The sequence below is a fragment of the Moorella naiadis (nom. illeg.) genome (assembly GCF_051020825.1).
In the GTDB taxonomy this organism is placed as follows: Bacteria; Bacillota; DSM-521; order Neomoorellales; family Neomoorellaceae; genus Neomoorella; species Neomoorella naiadis.
Genome location: NZ_JAXGFQ010000029.1, coordinates 1 through 19,372 on the forward strand (window position 1 = coordinate 1; position 19,372 = coordinate 19,372).

17 protein-coding genes and 1 pseudogene are annotated in these 19,372 nt (G+C 50.4%); 15 read left to right on the plus strand and 3 right to left on the minus strand.

Translation table 11 applies throughout. The features are described from left to right. Positions 1–746: 746 nt before the first annotated feature. The 6 genes and pseudogenes from SDD30_RS14395 to safA all read left to right on the plus strand — a co-directional run. Positions 747–843 (plus strand): annotated as a pseudogene (locus SDD30_RS14395) (diguanylate cyclase); the annotation flags it as partial. Between the two features lie 263 nt (positions 844–1,106). Further along, positions 1,107–1,661, plus strand: coding sequence for a helix-turn-helix domain-containing protein (locus tag SDD30_RS14400; RefSeq protein WP_434075631.1), 555 nt, complete (start codon positions 1,107–1,109; stop codon positions 1,659–1,661). Between the two features lie 331 nt (positions 1,662–1,992). Next, a complete protein-coding gene (locus SDD30_RS14405; RefSeq protein ID WP_434075632.1) occupies positions 1,993–2,121 on the plus strand; it encodes a hypothetical protein in 129 nt (42 codons plus the stop codon). Between the two features lie 16 nt (positions 2,122–2,137). After that, positions 2,138–3,484, plus strand: coding sequence for a solute carrier family 23 protein (locus tag SDD30_RS14410; RefSeq protein ID WP_434075633.1), 1,347 nt, complete (start codon positions 2,138–2,140; stop codon positions 3,482–3,484). A gap of 160 nt (positions 3,485–3,644) precedes the next feature. Next, the gene (locus tag SDD30_RS14415) at positions 3,645–5,015 is read left to right on the plus strand and encodes an amidohydrolase (protein ID WP_434075634.1); all 1,371 of its coding nucleotides are present in this window, start codon (positions 3,645–3,647) and stop codon (positions 5,013–5,015) included. Positions 5,016–5,341: 326 nt separating this feature from the next. Then, positions 5,342–6,103 carry a SafA/ExsA family spore coat assembly protein gene (gene safA / locus SDD30_RS14420; protein ID WP_434075635.1) on the plus strand — a complete coding sequence of 254 codons (762 nt, stop codon included), beginning with the start codon at positions 5,342–5,344 and terminating at the stop codon, positions 6,101–6,103. Positions 6,104–6,385: 282 nt separating this feature from the next. Here safA and SDD30_RS14425 read toward each other — a convergent pair whose 3' ends face one another. Then, positions 6,386–7,375: a hypothetical protein gene (locus tag SDD30_RS14425; RefSeq protein WP_434075636.1), complete on the minus strand. Its 990-nt coding sequence runs from the start codon at positions 7,373–7,375 to the stop codon at positions 6,386–6,388. A gap of 211 nt (positions 7,376–7,586) precedes the next feature. Here SDD30_RS14425 and SDD30_RS14430 point away from each other — a divergent pair, with 211 nt between their 5' ends. Further along, complete coding sequence (locus tag SDD30_RS14430; RefSeq protein ID WP_434075637.1) at positions 7,587–8,216, plus strand: hypothetical protein; 630 nt, start codon at positions 7,587–7,589, stop codon at positions 8,214–8,216. Between the two features lie 98 nt (positions 8,217–8,314). Here SDD30_RS14430 and SDD30_RS14435 read toward each other — a convergent pair whose 3' ends face one another. After that, positions 8,315–10,096, minus strand: coding sequence for a hypothetical protein (locus SDD30_RS14435; RefSeq protein ID WP_434075638.1), 1,782 nt, complete (start codon positions 10,094–10,096; stop codon positions 8,315–8,317). 244 nt (positions 10,097–10,340) lie between these two features. Here SDD30_RS14435 and SDD30_RS14440 point away from each other — a divergent pair, with 244 nt between their 5' ends. The 3 genes from SDD30_RS14440 (at position 10,341) to SDD30_RS14450 (ending at position 12,098) form a co-directional block, all read left to right on the plus strand. Continuing rightward, on the plus strand, positions 10,341–10,616 hold the full coding sequence (locus SDD30_RS14440; protein WP_434075639.1) for a hypothetical protein: 276 nt from the start codon (positions 10,341–10,343) through the stop codon (positions 10,614–10,616). Between the two features lie 209 nt (positions 10,617–10,825). Beyond that, positions 10,826–11,128, plus strand: a complete 303-nt coding sequence (locus SDD30_RS14445; protein ID WP_434075640.1) for a heavy-metal-associated domain-containing protein — start codon at positions 10,826–10,828, stop codon at positions 11,126–11,128. Positions 11,129–11,285: 157 nt separating this feature from the next. Further along, a complete protein-coding gene (locus SDD30_RS14450) occupies positions 11,286–12,098 on the plus strand; it encodes a M55 family metallopeptidase (protein ID WP_434075641.1) in 813 nt (270 codons plus the stop codon). A gap of 33 nt (positions 12,099–12,131) precedes the next feature. Here SDD30_RS14450 and SDD30_RS14455 read toward each other — a convergent pair whose 3' ends face one another. Continuing rightward, positions 12,132–12,839, minus strand: coding sequence for a hypothetical protein (locus SDD30_RS14455; protein ID WP_434075642.1), 708 nt, complete (start codon positions 12,837–12,839; stop codon positions 12,132–12,134). Between the two features lie 390 nt (positions 12,840–13,229). On the opposite strand from SDD30_RS14455, the gene SDD30_RS14460 reads away from it, so the two are divergent. The 5 genes from SDD30_RS14460 (at position 13,230) to SDD30_RS14480 (ending at position 19,338) form a co-directional block, all read left to right on the plus strand. Then, on the plus strand, positions 13,230–13,622 hold the full coding sequence (locus tag SDD30_RS14460) for a DUF302 domain-containing protein (protein ID WP_434075643.1): 393 nt from the start codon (positions 13,230–13,232) through the stop codon (positions 13,620–13,622). A gap of 119 nt (positions 13,623–13,741) precedes the next feature. Beyond that, positions 13,742–14,755 (plus strand): LacI family DNA-binding transcriptional regulator, encoded by a 1,014-nt coding sequence (locus SDD30_RS14465; RefSeq protein WP_434075644.1) that lies wholly within the window; start codon positions 13,742–13,744, stop codon positions 14,753–14,755. A gap of 42 nt (positions 14,756–14,797) precedes the next feature. Beyond that, complete coding sequence (locus SDD30_RS14470) at positions 14,798–16,432, plus strand: class I adenylate-forming enzyme family protein (protein ID WP_434075645.1); 1,635 nt, start codon at positions 14,798–14,800, stop codon at positions 16,430–16,432. A 56-nt stretch (positions 16,433–16,488) separates the two neighbouring features. Beyond that, complete coding sequence (locus tag SDD30_RS14475; protein WP_434075646.1) at positions 16,489–17,670, plus strand: thiolase family protein; 1,182 nt, start codon at positions 16,489–16,491, stop codon at positions 17,668–17,670. An 84-nt stretch (positions 17,671–17,754) separates the two neighbouring features. Further along, positions 17,755–19,338, plus strand: a complete 1,584-nt coding sequence (locus tag SDD30_RS14480; RefSeq protein ID WP_434075647.1) for an acyl CoA:acetate/3-ketoacid CoA transferase — start codon at positions 17,755–17,757, stop codon at positions 19,336–19,338. Positions 19,339–19,372: the final 34 nt, after the last annotated feature.

The window sequence follows — 19,372 nt, forward strand, 5'->3', positions numbered from 1 at the left end:
TCCTTCGGTCGCGTTCGGGCAACTTCCGTTATTCTTGCAAGTTTCGTTGTCAATCCGGTTCCACCTCTGGGTGTGGGAATTGTTCCCCTTACAAGAGCGATCCCTTGTTACGGCCTTTCCTCCGCCGGCGTTACCCGGTTTCCTTGGTACTACGCCGTAATCCGACTCCCTGCCTCCTGTTTGGCATCCTCACTTTGTATCGTTTGTCGGCCATACTTCCTGAAACCGGAAGAGGTGGCAGGGTCTCCTGAGTTACCGTGGGATAGCGATGTCCAGCGTGCCGAGGTCTGCGACCCCGGGGAGGTGAGGGTAATCTCGCCTTTAATGATTACCGCCATGTTGCCTTCTGCTTGGGTCAGAGCATCGGCCCTCCCGACTAATAAATCATTTCGAGGCTCAATCCCTTCAGCGCTATGGCTTTCGGCCCGCTGTCTTGCCTACCTACGCTTAAACCTGCCGGTTACCCTACAGGCTCCAAGGCTGGCTACTGGCGGTTGGCTAGACCTTACCAGATGGGCTTCCCACCCACTATATCCCGCGGCATTGCTCAGCCGCACGACCCAATTATTTTAGACCGACAATATTTGGCGGTGGCGAGGTGTAATGTAGGAATTATGCCGGCGGTGTCAAATAATCCTAGTTAAGGGGGTTATTTTTTGCAAAGATGGCAGACCGGCGTTTATAACCGCCGGCAGATTGAAACCTTTTTTTAAGGAGCCTTTTCCGAAGCCCGCCGGCAGGATAAACCCTTATCAATCCTGCTTCTGGATCTCGACGACTTCAAGATAATAAACGATACCCTGGGCCATCAGGAAGGTGATCGTTGCCTGCAACGCGTGGCCAAAACCGCCAGGGATCTGGCGGGTAAGGAGGCAGCAGTAGGGCGTGGTATAGCTACATACAACCATTGCTGGCCTGCCAGTACCGAAAAAATGATCCGCCTGGCCAACCGGGCCCTCTATGGGGCTAAAGCCCAGGGAAAGAATAATATCGTGATCGGTAAAAGGAAAACCCCGCGGGTGTTAAAGTAGGTCTTTACATAACCGCCTCTATACATTATACTAAACATTGTAAAATACTTTTAACTACGAGAGAGCAGGTTGTCATTGGAAATAGGAGCCACCATTAAGGCACATCGCTTAGCCAAGGGCTTATCGGTTCGGGAATTGGGGCGGTTAGCCGGGTTATCGCCCAGCGCCATTAGCCAGATTGAAACCGGAAAATCAATCCCTAATATCTTAACCATGAAGGCTATCGCTGAGGCCCTGGGTATATCTGTTATCTCCTTTTTATTTGATGATCTGGACAACAGGATCAGCCTGGTAAAACATGATGAACGCCAGCGGTTGATTCGCAACACTACGCCGACAGGAGATCTAATTGAAGAATTCCTTGCTCAGGGACGCAACTTTCAGATGGAGCCGGCTCTAATCAGTGTTCCTCCACATGCCGATTCCGGTAAACCCATATCCCATCCGGGTGAAGAATTTATCTATGTGTTAGAGGGGCAATTGCAATACTCACTTGAGGGAGTTAGGAATTATGACCTTGAGCAAGGTGACAGCCTTTATTATCCGTGTACCATTCCCCACCGCTGGTTTAATCCTTCAAAAGAAACAGAAGCCAGGTTTTTAATAGTCGCCACCCCATCTTTGTTTTAAATATAATAATATAGCATAGGTATAATATATAATTATGGCAAAGAGCCTGAGATAGGAGCAATAGACTGTCTCAGGCTCTTTTATAAACTAATCCTTACCTAGCCTCCAACTTCAAAGTCATGATAGAAAAATAAATATTTTTATCTAGCCGAGCAGGAAAAAACAAAAATAAGGCGAATCAATTATAGTGTTCGTTATAAACTACATTGTTATCTTTAACGTACAATAACAAAATGGAAGGGGGTAATCAATGTAGTAGCATCATATTCCCAGAGGAACTTATTATTTAATCAATTGGAGGTGAAAAACAATCTATGCGGTTCCCTTCCTCGTGCTGGGTCTCCTGAGCGACTTGGGTGCCTGGACCATGGCTACCATTCCCGAGTATGCCATTACCGATCATGGTTTTATCTACGTATTGCAGCAAAAAGTCATCGACCCTGTACTGATGGTGGAGTAATTAAAGGGGTGATCGTATGAGTAAAAATAAGGAAGTAAATCTACTGGTGGGGATAGACGACAAATTAAATATCGTGCAGGCATTTGTTCTGGGGCTGCAACATGTTCTGGCTATGGATTTGTATATTGTACCTATTATCCTGGCGGGACTTTTATCCCTGGATACTGCTCACACTGCCCTTTTTATCGAAATGACCTTTATTGCCGCCGGTATCGCGACTTTAATTCAAGCTGGTGTGGGAATGCGCTTGCCGGTTATGCAGGGGCCATCTTACGTACCTCTTGGTGCCCTGGCAGCTATAGGTAAAAGCCTCGGTTTAAGTTCAATGATCGGCAGTCTGATGCCGGGGGCCTTGATTATCGCTATTTTAGGCTATCCCTTACGATTACTGGGTCGTATAATTAAAGCTTTTATTCCGCCAATAGTCGCCGGAACTGTAATTATTGTTGTTGGCATCGCCTTGATGCCTATTGCCTTGCAAAGTATTTATACAGCTTCTGGTAGTGCCGGCATAAATGGTCTGATCGCCTTTATATCAGCTGCCTTGCTAGTGTTCTTTGTAATACTTGGAACCAGGTTACAGGGGTATGGCCGGTTTATTCGGCTGGCGTCGGTTATTCTAGCGTTAGCTGGAGGTACCCTCGCTGCTTCCTTATTTGGTAGTGTCGATTTTAGTCCCGTAGCCAAAGCCCCCTGGATTGCTCTGCCGCAATTATTGCCTTTTGGAGTGCCGGTGTTTGATTTCAATGCTGTTTTGACCCTTATATTCATCTATTTTGTCGTTCTGGTGGAAACAACCGGAACCTGGTTTGCTGTTGCAGCAGTTACTGATGCCGAATTGAATGATACCCGTCTTAACGGAGGCGCAGTTGGGGAAGGGATTGGTTGCTTTCTGGGTTCTTTCTTTGGTGGTACCCCGGTAACTGGTTATTCCACCAATGCCGGTATTATCGCCATCACTGGGGTAGGCAGCCGTTGGGCTATTATAGCTGGAGGAATTATCCTGATAATTTTAGGGATGATTCCCAAGCTCATGAATGTCATAGCTTGCATACCAGGTACAGTGATTAACGGCGTCTTCGGGGTAGTATGTGTGGTCATCGCTATGAATGGTTTCCGGGTAGTGCGCCAGGTGGAACTCGATGAACGCAATATGCTGGTAGTAGGTTTGCCGATTCTACTAACCCTCGCGGCTACTCTGATGCCTAAAGATTTACTGTATAGCTTGCCTAATTTTATTAATTACCTGGTTTCTTCAGGAATTGCTGTCGGCGCGCTATCGGCCGTCGTCCTCAATTTAATCATTCCTCCTGTAGTACAGGTAAAAACTGAAGTAAAAAGAGGCTTAACTAATCTAAGATGACAATATTAAGGAGGGGATTTAGCAATGGAATTTGCAGGCATAAAATTTGGCCGTGGTGATATCGAGGGTTTATTAGTTAGTTAATGTCTACGATATGGCTCTGGCAGACCCGGTGTTAGCTACCGAGTAATCTAAACGAAAATTAGGGGGCTCTACAACAATGCCACAGACGCTCATCAAAAACGGCTACGTAGTTTCCATGAACCCGCTCCGGCAGGTGTTTGCCGGCGGCGATGTCCTGGTGGAAGGGGATAAAATCCTTGCCGTGGGGCAGGTGCCGGCGGAGCTTATCCAACCGGGCGCGGAAATAATAGACGCCACTGGCAAAATCGTTTTGCCGGGCCTGGTCAATACCCACGTGCACCTGTCCCAGCAGCTGGGGCGGGGCCTGGGGGATGACGTTGACCTCCTGACCTGGCTCCACGAGCGCATCTGGCCCTATGAAAGCAGCATGGATGTAGAAGATTCCTATATTTCCTCCCTGGCCTGCTGCCTGGAACTAATCCATTCCGGGGTGACGGCCTTTGCCGAGCCCGGTGGGCAGGAAGTCGACGGTATGGGCCGGGCCATAGAGGAAATAGGCCTCCGGGGGATCCTAGCCCGTTCGACCATGGACTGCGGCGAAGGTCTGCCGCCCAAATGGCGCGAGAGTACCGACTACGCCCTGCGGAAACAGGAGGAACATATCAAGCGCTGGCACGGCCAGGCCAACGGCCGCATAAAAGTATGGTTCGGCCTGCGGACGATCTTCAACAATTCCGATGAACTAATCAAACGTACCAAGGACCTGGCCGATAAATACGGCGTCGGCGTCCATATGCATGTTGCCGAAATTAATGATGAGGTGCGCTTTGCCAGAGCGGAACGCGGCCACGCCACGGTGGAGCACCTGGCAAAATTAGGGGTCCTGGATGCCAATTTTCTGGCCGTCCACACCGTCTGGTTGACGGAAAAGGAGATCGACCTTTTCCTATTGTACGATGTCAAGGTCTCCCATAACCCGGCGGCAGCCATGCGGGTCCTGGGCTTTGCCCGGGTACCGGAAATGATCGCCAAGGGGATTACCGTTTCCATTGGTACCGACGGCGCGCCTTCCAACAACAGGATGGACATGATTGACGAGATGTACCTGGCTACCCTGATCCACAAGGGGCGCAACTTGAACCCGAAAATATTGCCGGCCGAAAAGGTACTGGAGATGGCCACCATCGACGGCGCCCGCTGCCTCCTCTGGGATAAGGAGATCGGCTCCCTGGAACCCGGCAAGAAAGCCGACCTGATAATCATTAACCCCCGGAGCGCCGGTAGTTTGCCCCTTCACGATCCTATCGCCAACCTGGTCTATGCCATGCACGCCAGCAATGTGGAGTCTTCCATGTGCGACGGCCGCTGGTTAATGCGCGATAAAAAGGTCCTGACGGTCAATGAAGAAGAGGTGCTGGACCAGGCCCAGGCTAGGGCGGCGGCCTTGGTCAAGAAGGCCGGGATTGTTTTACCGGATCGTTTCCCAGTCGTAAGGATGCGCTATTAAATCTAGTAAATATAGATATCTCGCGTAGCTACCCCGGCCATCGCCGCACTGCCATACTCAGCCGCTTCGGACTATATGCCGCCAGTATTATGCAACCTGGCTAGCCACATGCACCTCGCTGTTAGGCTGGCCGACCACCAGGCTGCGGGATTACCTGAAATTTAAGCTATGTTAGGGATAAATACCCAACCCTGGTTTCTAAACGGGAATAAGCAAGCACCTCTAAAATTTCAGCGCCCGGTAGGGGCGCTTTTTGTCACCCCTGACCAGCCGGCTTCATACCTTATACTAGCATTTTATGCTAATAAAGGGAGGAGACCAGTTCTATGAGTGAGGAAGTTAAAAAGGTGGAGTCAGCGGCCACGGGCGGCGTGGAAACCCAGCATATGGTACCACCTTGTCCCAATGGCTTCCTGTACACCGTCCAATCCGGTGATACTATGTATTTCATTGCCCAGCGCTTTGGCGTCAGCTTGGAAGCTCTCATAGCTGCTAACCCCCAGGTAGCCGACCCGAACCTTATCTACCCCGGCCAGGTACTCTGTATCCCGGCTAAACCTTCACCCGCATCCTGTCCTAACGGCTTTATTTATATCGTCCAGCCCGGCGATACCCTCAACGGCATTGCCAGCATGTTTGGTACCACCGTGGAACAAATCCTGGCAGCTAACCCGCAGATAACTAATCCCAATTTGATTTATCCCGGCCAGCGTATTTGCATCCCCATCATGCCACCGATGCATCACCGGCGCCACTGTTTTATGATGCATCCCACCCACCATTGCCCCGGAGCGATGGGTATGGGGATGATTGATATTGAAAAGCGGGAGCTGCTTGTCGTCGCTCGAGATCTACCCGACCCCCGGCATTTTGGCATGGACCATATAGCCCTCATGGTACGGTACCACGAGATGGAAAAGTTTAAGGTAGTTGAAATGATGCCCATGGCCCATGGCATGATGATGTGTCATCATATGATGGATGGTGCGATGGGTGGCGATCCGGTCTTTTTAATCGGTGCCGCCCGCAGGTTCCCCTTCTTCTTTGGTCCTCTATTCCTGGGGGTTGTCTTCCCGATCATTATCTAAGACAGTCTCCTGGCCCGGCATATTACTCATATTACTACAGTGCAGATTTCTGCCAGTAATATGCAAGCGGTATAGAGGGTTAACCGAAAAAGGGAGTATGCCCATATCTCGGAGACCAGATGGTTGCCTGGATCAAGAAGCAATAACGATGAAGTCACACTATCACCCAGAAGTTTAATGTCAGCCTGGCGGCCCTGATGGCGGCCAATCCCCAGGTCAAAGACCCGAACCTGATTTATCCCGGCCAGGTATCTGTATCCCCAACTAACCAGGTGATTCTCCTTATTGTTTCCAAGAAGACTTCCCACCAGCCTGTTGGGTTAGGACTGCCTTGCACAAGGAAAATAAAGGTTTAAAGTTAATTAGCAGGGGCCAGTCGAGTTCCAGACCGCTGATCTTAGTAAAAGCTACCTGCTCGGTCGAGGGGCCGTCCGGCCCCTCAACTAGTCTTATTCGTGCCGGAAAAAAGAAATAAGCACTCTGGGGCGATGACCAGCTGTGCCCGTTATCCTGGGAAAAGCAATAGGCCAGGCGATTACTGGAGGTCCAGATAAAAAGAAGAGTATCACCCTGGCCGATGAGAACCGGTCGATCGTCAGGCAGATCGTTTACTACCCCCGGAGACAAGGATGACAGGATAGTGTTATCGGCGGAATTAACTTTTATTAAATGCAGCTGGTAACCGGATTCTTGCTGCCGCCAGGATAATAAATACAAATGGCTCTGATACCAGTAGCCGTATCTTTGGACCGCTAGTTCTGTATCCAGGAGAATCTGCGGCGCTTGCCAGGCAGTGGTCGGGTTATAGATTGTAACCAGCACGTGGCCTTTGCCCTTGCCAGCCTCCTGACCGGCAAGAAATAATCTACCCTGGGGCAGAGGTTTAAGTAATAAAGGCGGGCCGGCCAGGTGAAAGGGCAAAACCTGCTGCCGCCAGTGGTTATCGTTGCGACAAAGGTGATGGGTCGCCCTGCCCCGGGAGCCAGTCAGCAACAGGTGCGGGTGACCCAGGCTATCCAAGGTCAGGAGCAGGAGGGTGCCAGCCACGGGCAGGCCGCTGCTTACCCAGCGCTGGCCCTGCCAGCGGGCGTAAATCAACCGGCCATCAAGTAAAGTAACAACAATATGCAGGCGGCCGGAGTGATCAATAGCCGCTTTATAAGACTGCAAGTTGACCATGGGCTGGCCGGTGGCCGTATACCTGTATCTTAAAATCCCCTCGTGGCAAACCAATTGCCAGCTATCTTCCAAAGTTACCAGAGATGTAAACATTATCTCACCCCCTGTAAGGGCCAAAGGCACCTAATCAATGCATATGCTATACTGGTAAGAAAAATATTGATTCTGATCGGCATCTGCCCGCCCTGGGGCCACCTTTCGACTGCAGTTTTAATTAAGCCGGCAGGTAACATTTACCCGGTGAGTTCAATATTATATACCAGGCAATAACCAGTAAAACTTTGCCCCAGGGAGGTAAAAAAGCATGGCTGATGAAGTCAGCATCCAGCAGCAAGTAATTGGCCCAGGCGTGTGCCCGCCCCAGGGCTGCCCGCCCCCGACCCGCATCGAGTGCATCATGGTCGACAAAGTCTATGACAGCTGTTTCCAAGTTGAAAGCCGCAGCCGGGATACGACTGTAACCACTGGCGTCGGCGGGGAGTTTGCGACCGGCACCTTTACTGTCGGGCAGGCCATCCCCTGTGCCCTGACCACCGGTAGCTCTATCTCCTGTAGTGTTATTAATAAAGTCACCACAACAGGGAATTTTGCCACCTTAACCCTGGTAGTCTCCGTACCGATTACCCTGACCAACCCCAATGCACCGACCCAAACGGCCAACCGGGTCTTTACCTTTACCAAGGTCGTCACCCTCTGCGCCCCCGATGGTGTTGCCGTTGACTGTAGCGAAAGCACCCTGTTGTTCTGCAACTGCGTGGTCTCGGCCGTGGGAGTTGGCACCATAACCGTTACCTGCGACTTCCAGGTCTGCGTAGTTATCAAGACCGTCCTCACCGTCCAGCTCCTGGTACCCAGCTACGGCTTCTGCGTCCCGGCTCCCTGCGCGGTGGCCCCCGGTGTCTGTCCACCAGCACCACCGGCCCAGTGCTTCTAGCCGGATTGGCCAACGCTGGCAGCACCCCTTCTTTCTACCAGACATCGCGTGCAACAAAACTCCAGGTAGCAGCCCCGGCGCGTCAGAAAGAAGCACCGTCAAATTGACGGTGCTTCGCCATTTTGGGGTTCTCGTGTAGGTTCCAACAACTGTTCCGAAGTCAGGATGGCAGTCCTTAATCTTTTGAGCTCTACCAGGGTGGTGTCATTGTCTTCATCTGGTGCAATGCTGGTTGCCGGTTTAGTCTCGCCCAGGTTAACCGCCACCGGTTCTGGTGATAGGACGGGGGGGGCTTGGGGCATAAGAGGTTCAGGGTGGCCAACGGGTTGCCGGTCAAGTTGGGCCGGTTGTTTCTGTAGCGGCGCCTGCCAGGTAGATCTGGTCGAGGTTAGGGTTGGAGTTCCCATTTTAGCTTGTTGCCCGGTTAAAAAGGTGCTCTGTACCGCTGTGGGAATCATTCGTTCCAGCACATCTTGGGGGAAAAAGGAGGGGAATCGGGCAATTTCCGGCGGCCGCTGGAAGACAAATACCGGCCCATCACCGGGAGGGGCAAATGAATTGCTCCGGTGGCGGTGCCTGGCCGGGCGGGACAGGACTGTACCTCCAATGGTCGTTCTGGCCTGAGCCCCGGTGCCGGAAGAAACAGCTACGGCCTGATCCTCTATGGGTATTGGGGCGGATGGCTTAGATGCTTGGGCCGGTGCTGCGCTTACTTTATCAGACTGCTGCTTCCCCCTTTGTTGCCCAGTTCCCTGGCTTGCCGTTACGTCCGTTGGAGTACTTACGCGTAGCTGCTTCCTGGAAATCTCCTCCTTTTCCTCGGTAGCTGTTCTAACGATAGCGCCTTCCCTGGTGGCACTACTCTCAATGGTGATGCCGTCAGGTGTAGCCTCTTCTGCTAAAACGTTCTCCATGCGGTTCTCCTGAGCTGTAACCTTTTCACCGACGTTAAGTTCACCAACCATAATCGTAGCGATATTATCCTTAGCAGTGGTTTCTTGTTCAGCTGTTGCCCTGTTCTCTTGGAAAGCGCTGGTAACCCCCGGTGCTTGATCTGCAGGTGCCGTTACCGCTGGTGCCGCTACCTCGGCAGACCCTTTGGCGGCCTGCCTGGCCCGCACCGGCAGTTCCCCGTCCTCCCCCTTGACCTTATCGGTAGCTCCTTCGTCCGGCGAACCTGATAGGGTAAGGCTATCCTGGAGGCGATGTAACAGCGGTTGGAGTTTGCTTATCGTTGCTTCCTCAACTGGTCTCTGGAAATACTGAATCAGACCATTGACCAGCCAGGCTGACAGGTGGTGGACAAAAGCCGGATTCAAGTCAACCCGGCAGAATTCAATTAAAACCGAAGGCACGCCGGCATTGTTCAGCAGCCGGCGATAGCGGAAGTTTTTAAAATGCTCCCAGGTACCGGGGATAGTATAAGTGGGAGGATCCCCTGTACTCAACATGGCCCGCACCAAAGCCGCAATCAAACCCAGGCTTGCTTCCTTTTTCCCGGGGGCGTAAAAGAAGCGAAGCCCAGGCATAGTTCCCGGAGCCTCATTTTGGGAGAAGGCAAAGAGAACCTGAGTCTGCCAGAGACGAAAGAGCTGCCCATCACTGGCCCCGGCCGGCACGATTAAAACATTAGCTCCCTGTCCCTTTAACTCCTTGCTCAGGGTAGTCAAAAGGAGGTTCAGCTCTTGCTCCGGCGGCCCGGGCAAGGGACGTAAAACGATCATCCTGTTACCCAAGGGCGGTTCCAAAATCAGGTTCCCAGCTTCGTCTTCCATGAAACTAATAGCCATACTGCGGCAGAGGCCCGGTAACAGGGCTTTACTCAAATCATCCAGTTCCCCTGAAGACAGGGGGGTGCTCCCCAACAAAATCTTAGCCATCTTTCACCCCTCATTTCCTAGAATCACTATTACAGCATATGCCATCGAAGGGTAGGATGAACCTGGGAAATTAGGCCGGGTTACAAGCTGGGTTATTTTGCTAACACTTTTTCAGGCTGACAACAGGCAGACGAGCGCATAAGATATACAGCAGGGAAAGTGACTGGCCGGGAACACGGCATTGACCCCGGTGCGTGGCCTTATTGCTGAACAAGCCGGTGCCATCTCTGGAGGTGAGGAAAGAATGGAACGCAAGGTAAGGATGTGGATTGATGCCCGCCAGGAAAAATCTCAACCACAGCCATACCAGGAAGTTACCTACGTTATACCCCATATGGAAACCCCAACCATCCGGGAAACTGTTTATTATACCCTGGCTGCCCTGGTCCGGGAGATCCAGCTGCCCCAGCAGGGCGGTAGCCTGGTAAAAATCATCTACGACCCGGAGAGGATCACGCCGTCCTTTATCGATTACCTGCTGCTTCAGAAAGGGGTGGAGTTCCGGCGCCTGAGCCCCTGAAGCGGGAGCCGGTGAGCCGGTGGCCCACTAAACTGACAATGTGATTCCAAGATGGCAAGGCCAATACCCCCGTCAAGAAGGTTTCAAAATCCGAGCCAAGTAAGGGGCTGGCGGGTACAGGCGAAAGGAGACTTGGGTCGAGGCAGGTAACCCATCATGGTGGCAAGCCGCTACCATCGCAAGGGAGAAAATAAAGGGAGGGACTCATTATGAGCTGGTATAGCCAGCAGGCTATGAATGTTTTAGCAGGAAAACAATTTCGCGAGCTGCAATCCGGTTATTCCCCCCAGATCAGGCAGGTCACCATAACCCTGATTATTACCGACATGAAGACCGAAGAGGATTGCCAAAAAATTGGCGATACCCTGCGGAGCCTGCCGGGTGTAGTGGGCGTAAATATTATCCCCCGGCACCGGCGGGTGACCGTGACCTATAATCTACCGCAAATGAACCTGGAAACCATCGGCTACCACATTACCAGACTCGGTTACCGCTATATCCAGAAGGCTTGAAGGAGCTGTTCCTAGGGCCGGTCGGCCCTCCTACATATAAAATCATTACTTAAACCATTGCCGATCTTACATTTTCAGCTTCTGTGTTACCGCCAGCGGCATGGTCGCCTAACCGGCGAACAGCTTCCATATAATTCTAACAGGGGAGGTAATGGAGATGCGCGTCTACATATCGGCTGATATGGAAGGAGTAGCCGGTGTTTGCGCCTGGCAGCAGGTCGAAGCCAGTGGGGGAGGGGAGTATATCCGCTACCAGAGGTTAATGACGGCGGAAGTTAATGCCGTCATCCAAGGAGCCCTAAAGGCCGGGGCCACTACCGTCTACGTCAATGACGCCCACGGCGGAATGCGTAACCTCCTGGCGGAAAACCTGCATCCCGGTGCCCAGTTAATCAGCGGTACGCCGAAAAAGCTGGGCATGATGGAGGGTATCGAGCGGGGCTTTACAGCTGCCTGTTTTCTGGGTTACCACGCCCGGGCCGGCAGCCCAGGGGTCTTGGCCCACACCTACAGCGACGTGGTCCACCGCCTGCAAGTCAACGGGCAGGAAATGGGCGAACTGGGCCTGAACGCCCTGCTGGCCGGTTATTTCAGCGTGCCGGTGGTTATGGTCAGCGGGGATCAGGTCCTGGCTGGCGAGGCCAGGAAATTGCTGGGAGAAGTAGAAGTGGTAATCGTCAAAGAGGCCCTTAATTACCACGCCGTCCGCTCTTTATCCCCCCGCCAGGTTAAAGAGAAACTCCTGCAGGGAATAGCCCGGGCCTTGGAGAAGAAAAACCTCAAACCCCTGCCTGCACCAGCACCGGCTACGGTAACCATCGTCTTTAACGACCCGGCCCGGGCCGCGGCGGCTGCTATCCTGCCCCGCAGCCGGCGCCTCAACGCTGTTACTGTGGTCTATACGGGTACCGATTACCTGGAGACCTACCAGGCGCTGCGCAGCCTTATCGCCCTGGCGAAAAGCGGTTAAGGTACCGGCGCCAGGTGATGATGCCTAAGTTTTTCATTTTGTCATGGTAAAACGATTACGATTAATAATAGATAACCTGGGAATAAAGTGCTTAAGACCGGTACTGAGAATCGCCACTACAGCGGCGTGAATAGCGAGTCCCTCCGGCGGCACGAGGCGCAGGTAACGGGCGATCTCCACATGCAGGCCATAGCAGGGGTAACCCAGCAAACGCAAGGCCCGGACCAGGCGAAAGGTATAAGTGCGGGTAGCTTTCAATTTGACATCCTGGTCCAGGGGGAAAACTCCCAGGGTAGGCTTTTTGACATCTTTTAAAGGCCCGCCGGGACGCCATATTTTATCAATAGCCTGCTGCAGGTCCTGGCGGTAAAGCTCCAGGCGCCGGCGAAAGGGAGTGTCAATAAACTGGTAACCGGTAGAGATCTCCAGGTCAAAATTACCGCTGATGTGCCCGTGGATCTCCAGCACCAGCAGGGGGAGAGGGCGAAAGATATGCTGCTGGTAACGGTGGCACCAGGCGGCCAGGCGGGGATTAGAAATGCTTTCCGGGTCTTTATTGACATCCACCAGGCGGCGTAAATTGCGGGCCAGGACCAGCCGCGCTCCTAGTTTCGCCGCCAGGCGCGCAGCAATCAGGCCACTGTTGCCATCGGAAAAGCCGTCGGTATCATCCCCGTCGTGGGGTGCGGCGACAACAATGGGAGCAGGCCCTTTTTTTGTTTGCAGGCCGGTAAAAAGCAAGGATACCCCCCTTTTCCCACCAGGTTAGAACGTTCAGACCGGGACTTACGCCCGGAACAACTTCCCTTGCCTGTCTTCACGCTACTTATATTTTAGCACGCCGGACATGGACGTAACAGGTTCCTACTCTAATTAAAAGGGCTGAAGGTGAGGCTCAAGCCATTAAACTGGTGGCCGCCGCCGACGCTAACCGTATTGAACTGGTCATGAAGGCCATGAAAGAACCTATCCTTTTTTCGCGCTCAATTTCTTAACGTTTCTAGAGTATTGCCTTTACCAAAGCTCCCCTATACCTATTGACAGCGTATATAATGATTAGTATCATAGTAATAAGCCATGAAAGACAGACTTTAAAGGGCATTCTTTACATTTCAATGGAGGGGTATTACCATGGAACAGCAAGACCTCAGCTATACCGTCACTACAGATAAGGATTTTGCAGCCGCCGTTAAAGCCGTCGAAGAGGCCACTGCCGCCCAGGGCATGAAGGTCCAGCATGTCCATGACGTCCAGGCCACCCTGAAGAGCAAAGGCTACGATTCTGAGCCGCTAAAAATCATTGAGATCTGCAATGCCCGCTACGCCCACGAAGTCCTGGCCAGGGACGTGATGATCAGCCTGATGATGCCTTGCAAGGTGAACGTCTACACCAGGGAGGGTAAGACCTACATCAGCGCCTTGCGGCCTACCATGCTGGCCGAGTTCTTCCCCCAGGCCGACCTGAAGGAAGTAGCCAATCAAGTGGATGCTCAAATTAGAGGCATCGTAGATGCAGCCCGGTGAAGATAAGGCCCCTGTTAAAGGGGCTTTATGCATGTTAAGTTCTTATTAAAAAACACTTGACAACCGGCGGTTGTTGTTTTATTATAATCATGGAACCGTTACCACGAGGGATGAAAAAGATGCGTATAACAATCAAAGATATTGCCCAAAAAAGTGGAGTCTCTAATTCAACTGTTTCCCGCGTCTTAACGAACCATCCCAATGTTGATCCCAAAACCAGGGAGCTAGTAAAAAGCGTTATCAAGGAGCTAGGTTATCACCCAAGTCGCATTGCCAGGGGCCTGGTTACCGGGCAAATCAATATTGTTGCTCTTATAATCGGTGATATCCGTAACCCGTTCTATGCGGAATTAACTCGTGCTGTAAAAGATGTACTAAATCAAGAAGGCTATATGGTTGTAGTCTGCGATAGCGATTATGACCCGGAAAAAGAGGAAGTCTACATCCGGACGGCAGACGAGCATGGTTTTGCAGGCATTATTATGATTACTGCCATGGAAACCGAAGCATTGGTGCAGCAACTTGAAAAGTTACAGTGTCCGGTGGTTTTATTAAATCGCTATCTTCCTTCTGTAGAAACAGATGTTATTTCCGTTGATAATTATGAGGGAGGGTACAGGGCCGCAGAGTATCTTTTTAAATTAGGTCATCGTAATATTGCCCACCTGGCTGGCTTCAGAAACTCCAGTGCTACCCGCGACCGTTTACGCGGCTTCATTGATGCTCTAAAACATTATGATATTGAAATAAGCGAAGACAAAATAGTCTACGGCAATTTGCAGATGGAAGCCGGTCATAAATTTGCAAAGGAATTCTTGAAACTTCATCCAGAGATTACTGCCGTTTTTTGTGGAAACGATCTCATGGCCCTGGGGCTTATTGAGGGCCTTATCGAAATGGGCAGGGACGTTCCTGATGACATTAGTATTATCGGTTATGATGATATAGCGCTGGCCTCCATGGCCAGGATCAAATTAACTACTATTCGCCAGCCCCAGTATGAAATGGGTCAGACGGCCGCCGAGGTTTTAATAGACAGAATGAAGGGTAAAATAGGTGCGCCAAAACGTATTATATTTACCCCCAGGTTGATTATCCGTGAGAGTACCACCGTATATAAGCCAGGTCATTAATAATTAATTTAAATAAGGTAAATCCAACTATAGAAGGGACTTATGATGGCTGTTTCTGGTTATGGCAAGTGGTTTAATTCGGCTGAAAAGGATATAATAACCCAAAAGCTTGACGGTATTGGGTACCGCTATTATAAAACTAAGGTCAAAAATTTATGGCAGGATTTTATGCAAAATGCCGCTAAATACCCTGATAAGGTGGCTCTAAAGACAGGTGACCAATCATTAACTTATCATGAACTCGAGGAAGAAATAAAGAAATTTGCCAGCGGTTTAGCGAAACGATTTCAAGTCCAAAAGGGTGATGTTATTGCCCTGTTAATGGTTAATAGCATTGAATTTTGCGTGGGATTTTATGCATCCATGTACCTGGGAGCAATAGCAGCACCTTTGAGCACTAAACTAAAAGCTACAGAATTAAAATTTATGCTTCAGGATTCCGGCGCAAGGATTATAATAGCTAACCCGGATTGGTTACCAAATATCCTGCCTTTCCTTAATGAGACCAGGGTAGAAGTTATCATAGCCACAAAACCTGTTAAACGTAATTTTAACGCTATTTTTGGTAACGCTACCATGACGCCCTTTGCTGAGGTTTTTACGAGGATTATAATACCCCCGGTCATTGTTTCCCAGGATGATGGGGCAGTTATTATGTATACCTCAGGAACTACCGGATATCCCAAAGGTGCTTACTTGACCCATTTTAATCTTCTCCAAAGCATTATTAGCTACGAGCGCACCTTACAATTAACCTCCTGGGATACCACCTTAATTGCTGTTCCAATTTTCCACATTACTGGCTTAGCCGCTCTTTTCCTTCTATTTATGCATATTGGTGGTACTGTGTATCTGCTCTCTTTCTTCAATACTGAGGAAACTCTGGCAATGTTAGAGAGAAATAATATTACTTTCTTTCATGCCTCCCCTACAGTCTATATCATGCTTCTAGAGGACGGGTATGGCAATTACCTATTACCAAATTTGCGTAAAGCTGCCTGTGGTAGCGGGGCAATATCGGTTAGAACTATAAAAGAGTTAAAGAAATGGCTTCCCCAGTTGGAGTTTCACACTGTTTATGGGTTAACGGAAACCAGCTCTCCGGCGACACTGTTTCCCGGTGATGTAGCAACAAGCCCCCATATTGGCACCTCCGGGTTGCCCATACCGATAGCTGATTGCAAGATAATCGACACCAATGGTAATGACATAACCGGCACCGGTGAGGGAGAGTTATGTATCCGTGGTCCAATGGTTGCTGAACGATATTGGCATAACCCGGAGGCTACTGCCAGGGTATTTCGTGATGGCTGGTTTAGAACCGGTGATATAGCCCGTATAGATGGTGAAGGTTATGTATATATTCTGGATCGGGTCAAAGATATGATTAACCGGGGTGGTGAAAAAATCTATTCACTGGAAATAGAAAACGTTATCTATTCCCACCCACAGGTTAAAGAAGTAGCCGTCGTTGGTGTACCCGATCCAATTTATGGGGAGGTTGCCAGAGCCGTAATAGTACCTGCCCAGCCCGGCAGCATTACTGGGTCTGAAATTCAGGAATGGGTAAGAAATAGATTGGCCAAATATAAAGTACCACAATATGTTGATTTTGTAGAAGAGCTGCCGAAGAACGCCAATGGTAAAATCATCAAAAAGCTCCTGCGGAAACAGTAAACAAAAAGCATATCCAGATTTGGTAGCGTTTTTAACACATAAAGGGGGCTCTTGAAATGAAAGATGTCGTTATTATTAGTAGTGTTCGTACAGCAGTAGGAACTAAAGGTGGTAGTCTAAAGGATATTCACCAGGCAGATCTTGGGGCTATAGTTATTAAAGAAGCCGTCCGACAAGCAGGCCTGGAAGGCAACCAGATTGACGAGGTTATTGTTGGTAATGTTGGTCAGGTAGCCGAGAGTGGCTTTATTGCCAGGATGTGCTCTTTAAAGGCCGGACTTCCCCTGGAAACGACGGCTTACTCCGTTAACCGCCAGTGCGGGTCAGGTTTGCAGGCCATCAATAGCGCCGTTCAGGAAATCCAAAGCGGTAACGCCGAAATTGTCGTCGCCTGCGGCACTGAGAATATGGACCAGCTACCCTATTATGTGCGTAAAGCCCGTTACGGTTACGGTTTTGGTCATGGCCAGTTTGAAGATGGTTTGCTTACCATTTTAACCTGGCCTCTGGGATCGTATCCAAACGGGGTTACGGCCGAGAATATTGCAGAACGTTATAAGATTTCCCGGGAAGAACAGGATGAATTTGCTTTAAATAGCCAGCGTAAAGCTGAAGCAGCCATCAAGACCGGCAAATTTGTTGAGGAAATCCTGCCAATAGAAGTCCCTGCCGGCAAACGGGAAACCAAAATGTTTGCCCAGGATGAACATCCCCGATTTGGCCTCACCATGGAGCAACTGGCAAAGTTAAAACCTGCCTTCAGAGAAGGTGGCACAGTTACTGCGGGTAACTCCTCTGGTATCAACGATGGCGCCGGAGCCGTAGTTGTAATGTCGGCTGAAAAAGCCAACGAACTTGGTGTTAAGCCTTTGTTGCTAATTCGTAGCCAGGCAGTAGCTGGCGTTGATCCTGATGTTATGGGTATCGGTCCGGCCCCGGCAACAAAAAAAGCTGTAGAAAAGGCAGGATTGAGTCTGGATGACATTGATCTCTTCGAACTAAATGAAGCCTTTGCCTCCCAGTCCATTGCCGTTATGCGTCTCCTCGAGTTACCAGAAGAAAAAGTAAACGTCAATGGTGGTGCCATTGCCTTGGGTCACCCCATTGGGGCCACCGGAGTAATCCTGACGGTTAAGTTGCAAAAAGAGATGGTACGCCGCAACGCTAAATATGGTGTCGTTACCATGTGCATTGGTGGCGGTCAGGGTATTGCTACGGTTTTTGAAAATATAACTTAAACCATTACGTGCCGATGGAGTAGCTATCCTGTAATCATGGTTTGGCTACTTTCCTCCCAAAAATTAATTAAATCGGGTGAGGCTATGAAACGTCCCAACTTTATGACAGGTGAAGAAGCTGCCAAATTAATCTTTGACAGGGCAGTAATTGCTTCAGTGGGAATGACCCTGGTAAGTGCCAGTGAAGAAATCCTTAAGGCTATTGAAAAGCGTTTCTTAGAGACCGGCCATCCCCGGAACTTGACACTAATCCACTCCGCTGGCCAGAGTAACCGCGACCGGGGTATCCAGCACTATGCTCATGAAGGACTAGTCACGCGTATCATCGGATCCCACTGGGGCCTGCAACCGCGCTGGATGGAGATGATTAGCAGCAACAAAGTAGAAGCATATTGCATGCCCCAGGGCCAGCTGGCGCAGATATACCGCAGTGTCGCCTGTGGTCAGCCGGGTAAATTAACTAAAATCGGTCTGGGTACCTTTGTCGATCCGCGGATTGAAGGCGGTAAAATGAACGACCGCACCAAGCCCCTGGAAGAACTGATCGAAGTGGTCACCATTGACGGCGAAGAGTACCTCCTTTATAAAATTCCCCCTATAGATTTCGTAATCATCCGGGGAACGACGGCTGATGAAAACGGAAACATTACTGCAGAAGAAGAGGCTATGAAGCTAGAAGTTTTACCGGCCGTCCTGGCAGCTAAGCGCTTCGGCGGTAAGGTTTTCTGCCAGGTAAAAAGGTTAGCTCAGGCCCATACCCTGCATTCCAAACAGGTAGTTGTCCCGGGAGTTTTTGTTGATGCCGTCGTCGTCTGTCAAAATCCCGAAGAGGATCACCGTCAAACCTCCAGCTGGGTTTTCGATCCTGCCTACTGTGGCGATTTACGGGTACCTGTTTCCAGAATAGAACCTCTGCCGCTGAATATCCGTAAGGTAATCGGCCGGCGAGCTATGATGGAATTGGAACCTGATGCCATCATCAATCTGGGTACTGGCATTCCCAATGACGTTGTCGGCCCCATTGCTGCCGAAGAGGGCATCTTAGACGATATTACAATCACTGTGGAATCTGGGGTCTATGGTGGCATCCCAGCCGGGGGTATTGATTTCGGTATTGCCAAAAATACCGATGCTTTAATCAGACACGACGACCAATTTGATTTTTATACCGGAGCCGGGGCTGATTTCACCTTCATGGGAGCCGGCGAAATGGATGCCGATGGTAATATTAATGCTACTAAAATGGGTACCCGCGCCGCCGGTGCCGGCGGGTTTATCGATATCACCCAGGGGGCCAAGCATGTCATTTTTTGTTCAACTTTTACCACTGGAGGTCTCAAGGTAGCTTTTATGGATGGTAAAGTAAAGATCCTTGAGGAAGGTAAAATTAAAAAGCTAGTTAAACAGGTGCAACAGATCTCCTTTAGTGGTTCTTTGTCTCGCCGGAAGAAACAAAAAGTACATTTTGTGACCGAGAGGGCTGTTTTTGAGTTTCTGGAAGATGGTCCAGTACTGGCGGAAATAGCTCCCGGTATAGACCTGGAAAAGGATGTCCTGGCCCAGATGGAATTCCGCCCACGGATTGCCGAACCACTACGGATAGGCAGCTCCGCTATTTATAAACAAGGTAAATATGGACTAAAAGAGATAATCAACGCAAAAAAGTAATCCTGGCTAACGACCAGAAGTCTATCCCGCTAAA

Excerpts from the sequence above, each read along its gene's own strand:
- SDD30_RS14410 (WP_434075633.1), top strand. The coding sequence starts at position 2,138 with ATGAGTAAAAATAAGGAAGTAAATCTACTGGTGGGGATAGACGACAAA.
- SDD30_RS14415 (WP_434075634.1), top strand. The coding sequence starts at position 3,645 with ATGCCACAGACGCTCATCAAAAACGGCTACGTAGTTTCCATGAACCCG.
- safA (WP_434075635.1), top strand. The coding sequence starts at position 5,342 with ATGAGTGAGGAAGTTAAAAAGGTGGAGTCAGCGGCCACGGGCGGCGTG.
- SDD30_RS14425 (WP_434075636.1), bottom strand. The coding sequence starts at position 7,375 with ATGTTTACATCTCTGGTAACTTTGGAAGATAGCTGGCAATTGGTTTGC.
- SDD30_RS14430 (WP_434075637.1), top strand. The coding sequence starts at position 7,587 with ATGGCTGATGAAGTCAGCATCCAGCAGCAAGTAATTGGCCCAGGCGTG.
- SDD30_RS14435 (WP_434075638.1), bottom strand. The coding sequence starts at position 10,096 with ATGGCTAAGATTTTGTTGGGGAGCACCCCCCTGTCTTCAGGGGAACTG.
- SDD30_RS14440 (WP_434075639.1), top strand. The coding sequence starts at position 10,341 with ATGGAACGCAAGGTAAGGATGTGGATTGATGCCCGCCAGGAAAAATCT.
- SDD30_RS14445 (WP_434075640.1), top strand. The coding sequence starts at position 10,826 with ATGAGCTGGTATAGCCAGCAGGCTATGAATGTTTTAGCAGGAAAACAA.
- SDD30_RS14450 (WP_434075641.1), top strand. The coding sequence starts at position 11,286 with ATGCGCGTCTACATATCGGCTGATATGGAAGGAGTAGCCGGTGTTTGC.
- SDD30_RS14460 (WP_434075643.1), top strand. The coding sequence starts at position 13,230 with ATGGAACAGCAAGACCTCAGCTATACCGTCACTACAGATAAGGATTTT.
- SDD30_RS14465 (WP_434075644.1), top strand. The coding sequence starts at position 13,742 with ATGCGTATAACAATCAAAGATATTGCCCAAAAAAGTGGAGTCTCTAAT.
- SDD30_RS14470 (WP_434075645.1), top strand. The coding sequence starts at position 14,798 with ATGATGGCTGTTTCTGGTTATGGCAAGTGGTTTAATTCGGCTGAAAAG.
- SDD30_RS14475 (WP_434075646.1), top strand. The coding sequence starts at position 16,489 with ATGAAAGATGTCGTTATTATTAGTAGTGTTCGTACAGCAGTAGGAACT.
- SDD30_RS14480 (WP_434075647.1), top strand. The coding sequence starts at position 17,755 with ATGAAACGTCCCAACTTTATGACAGGTGAAGAAGCTGCCAAATTAATC.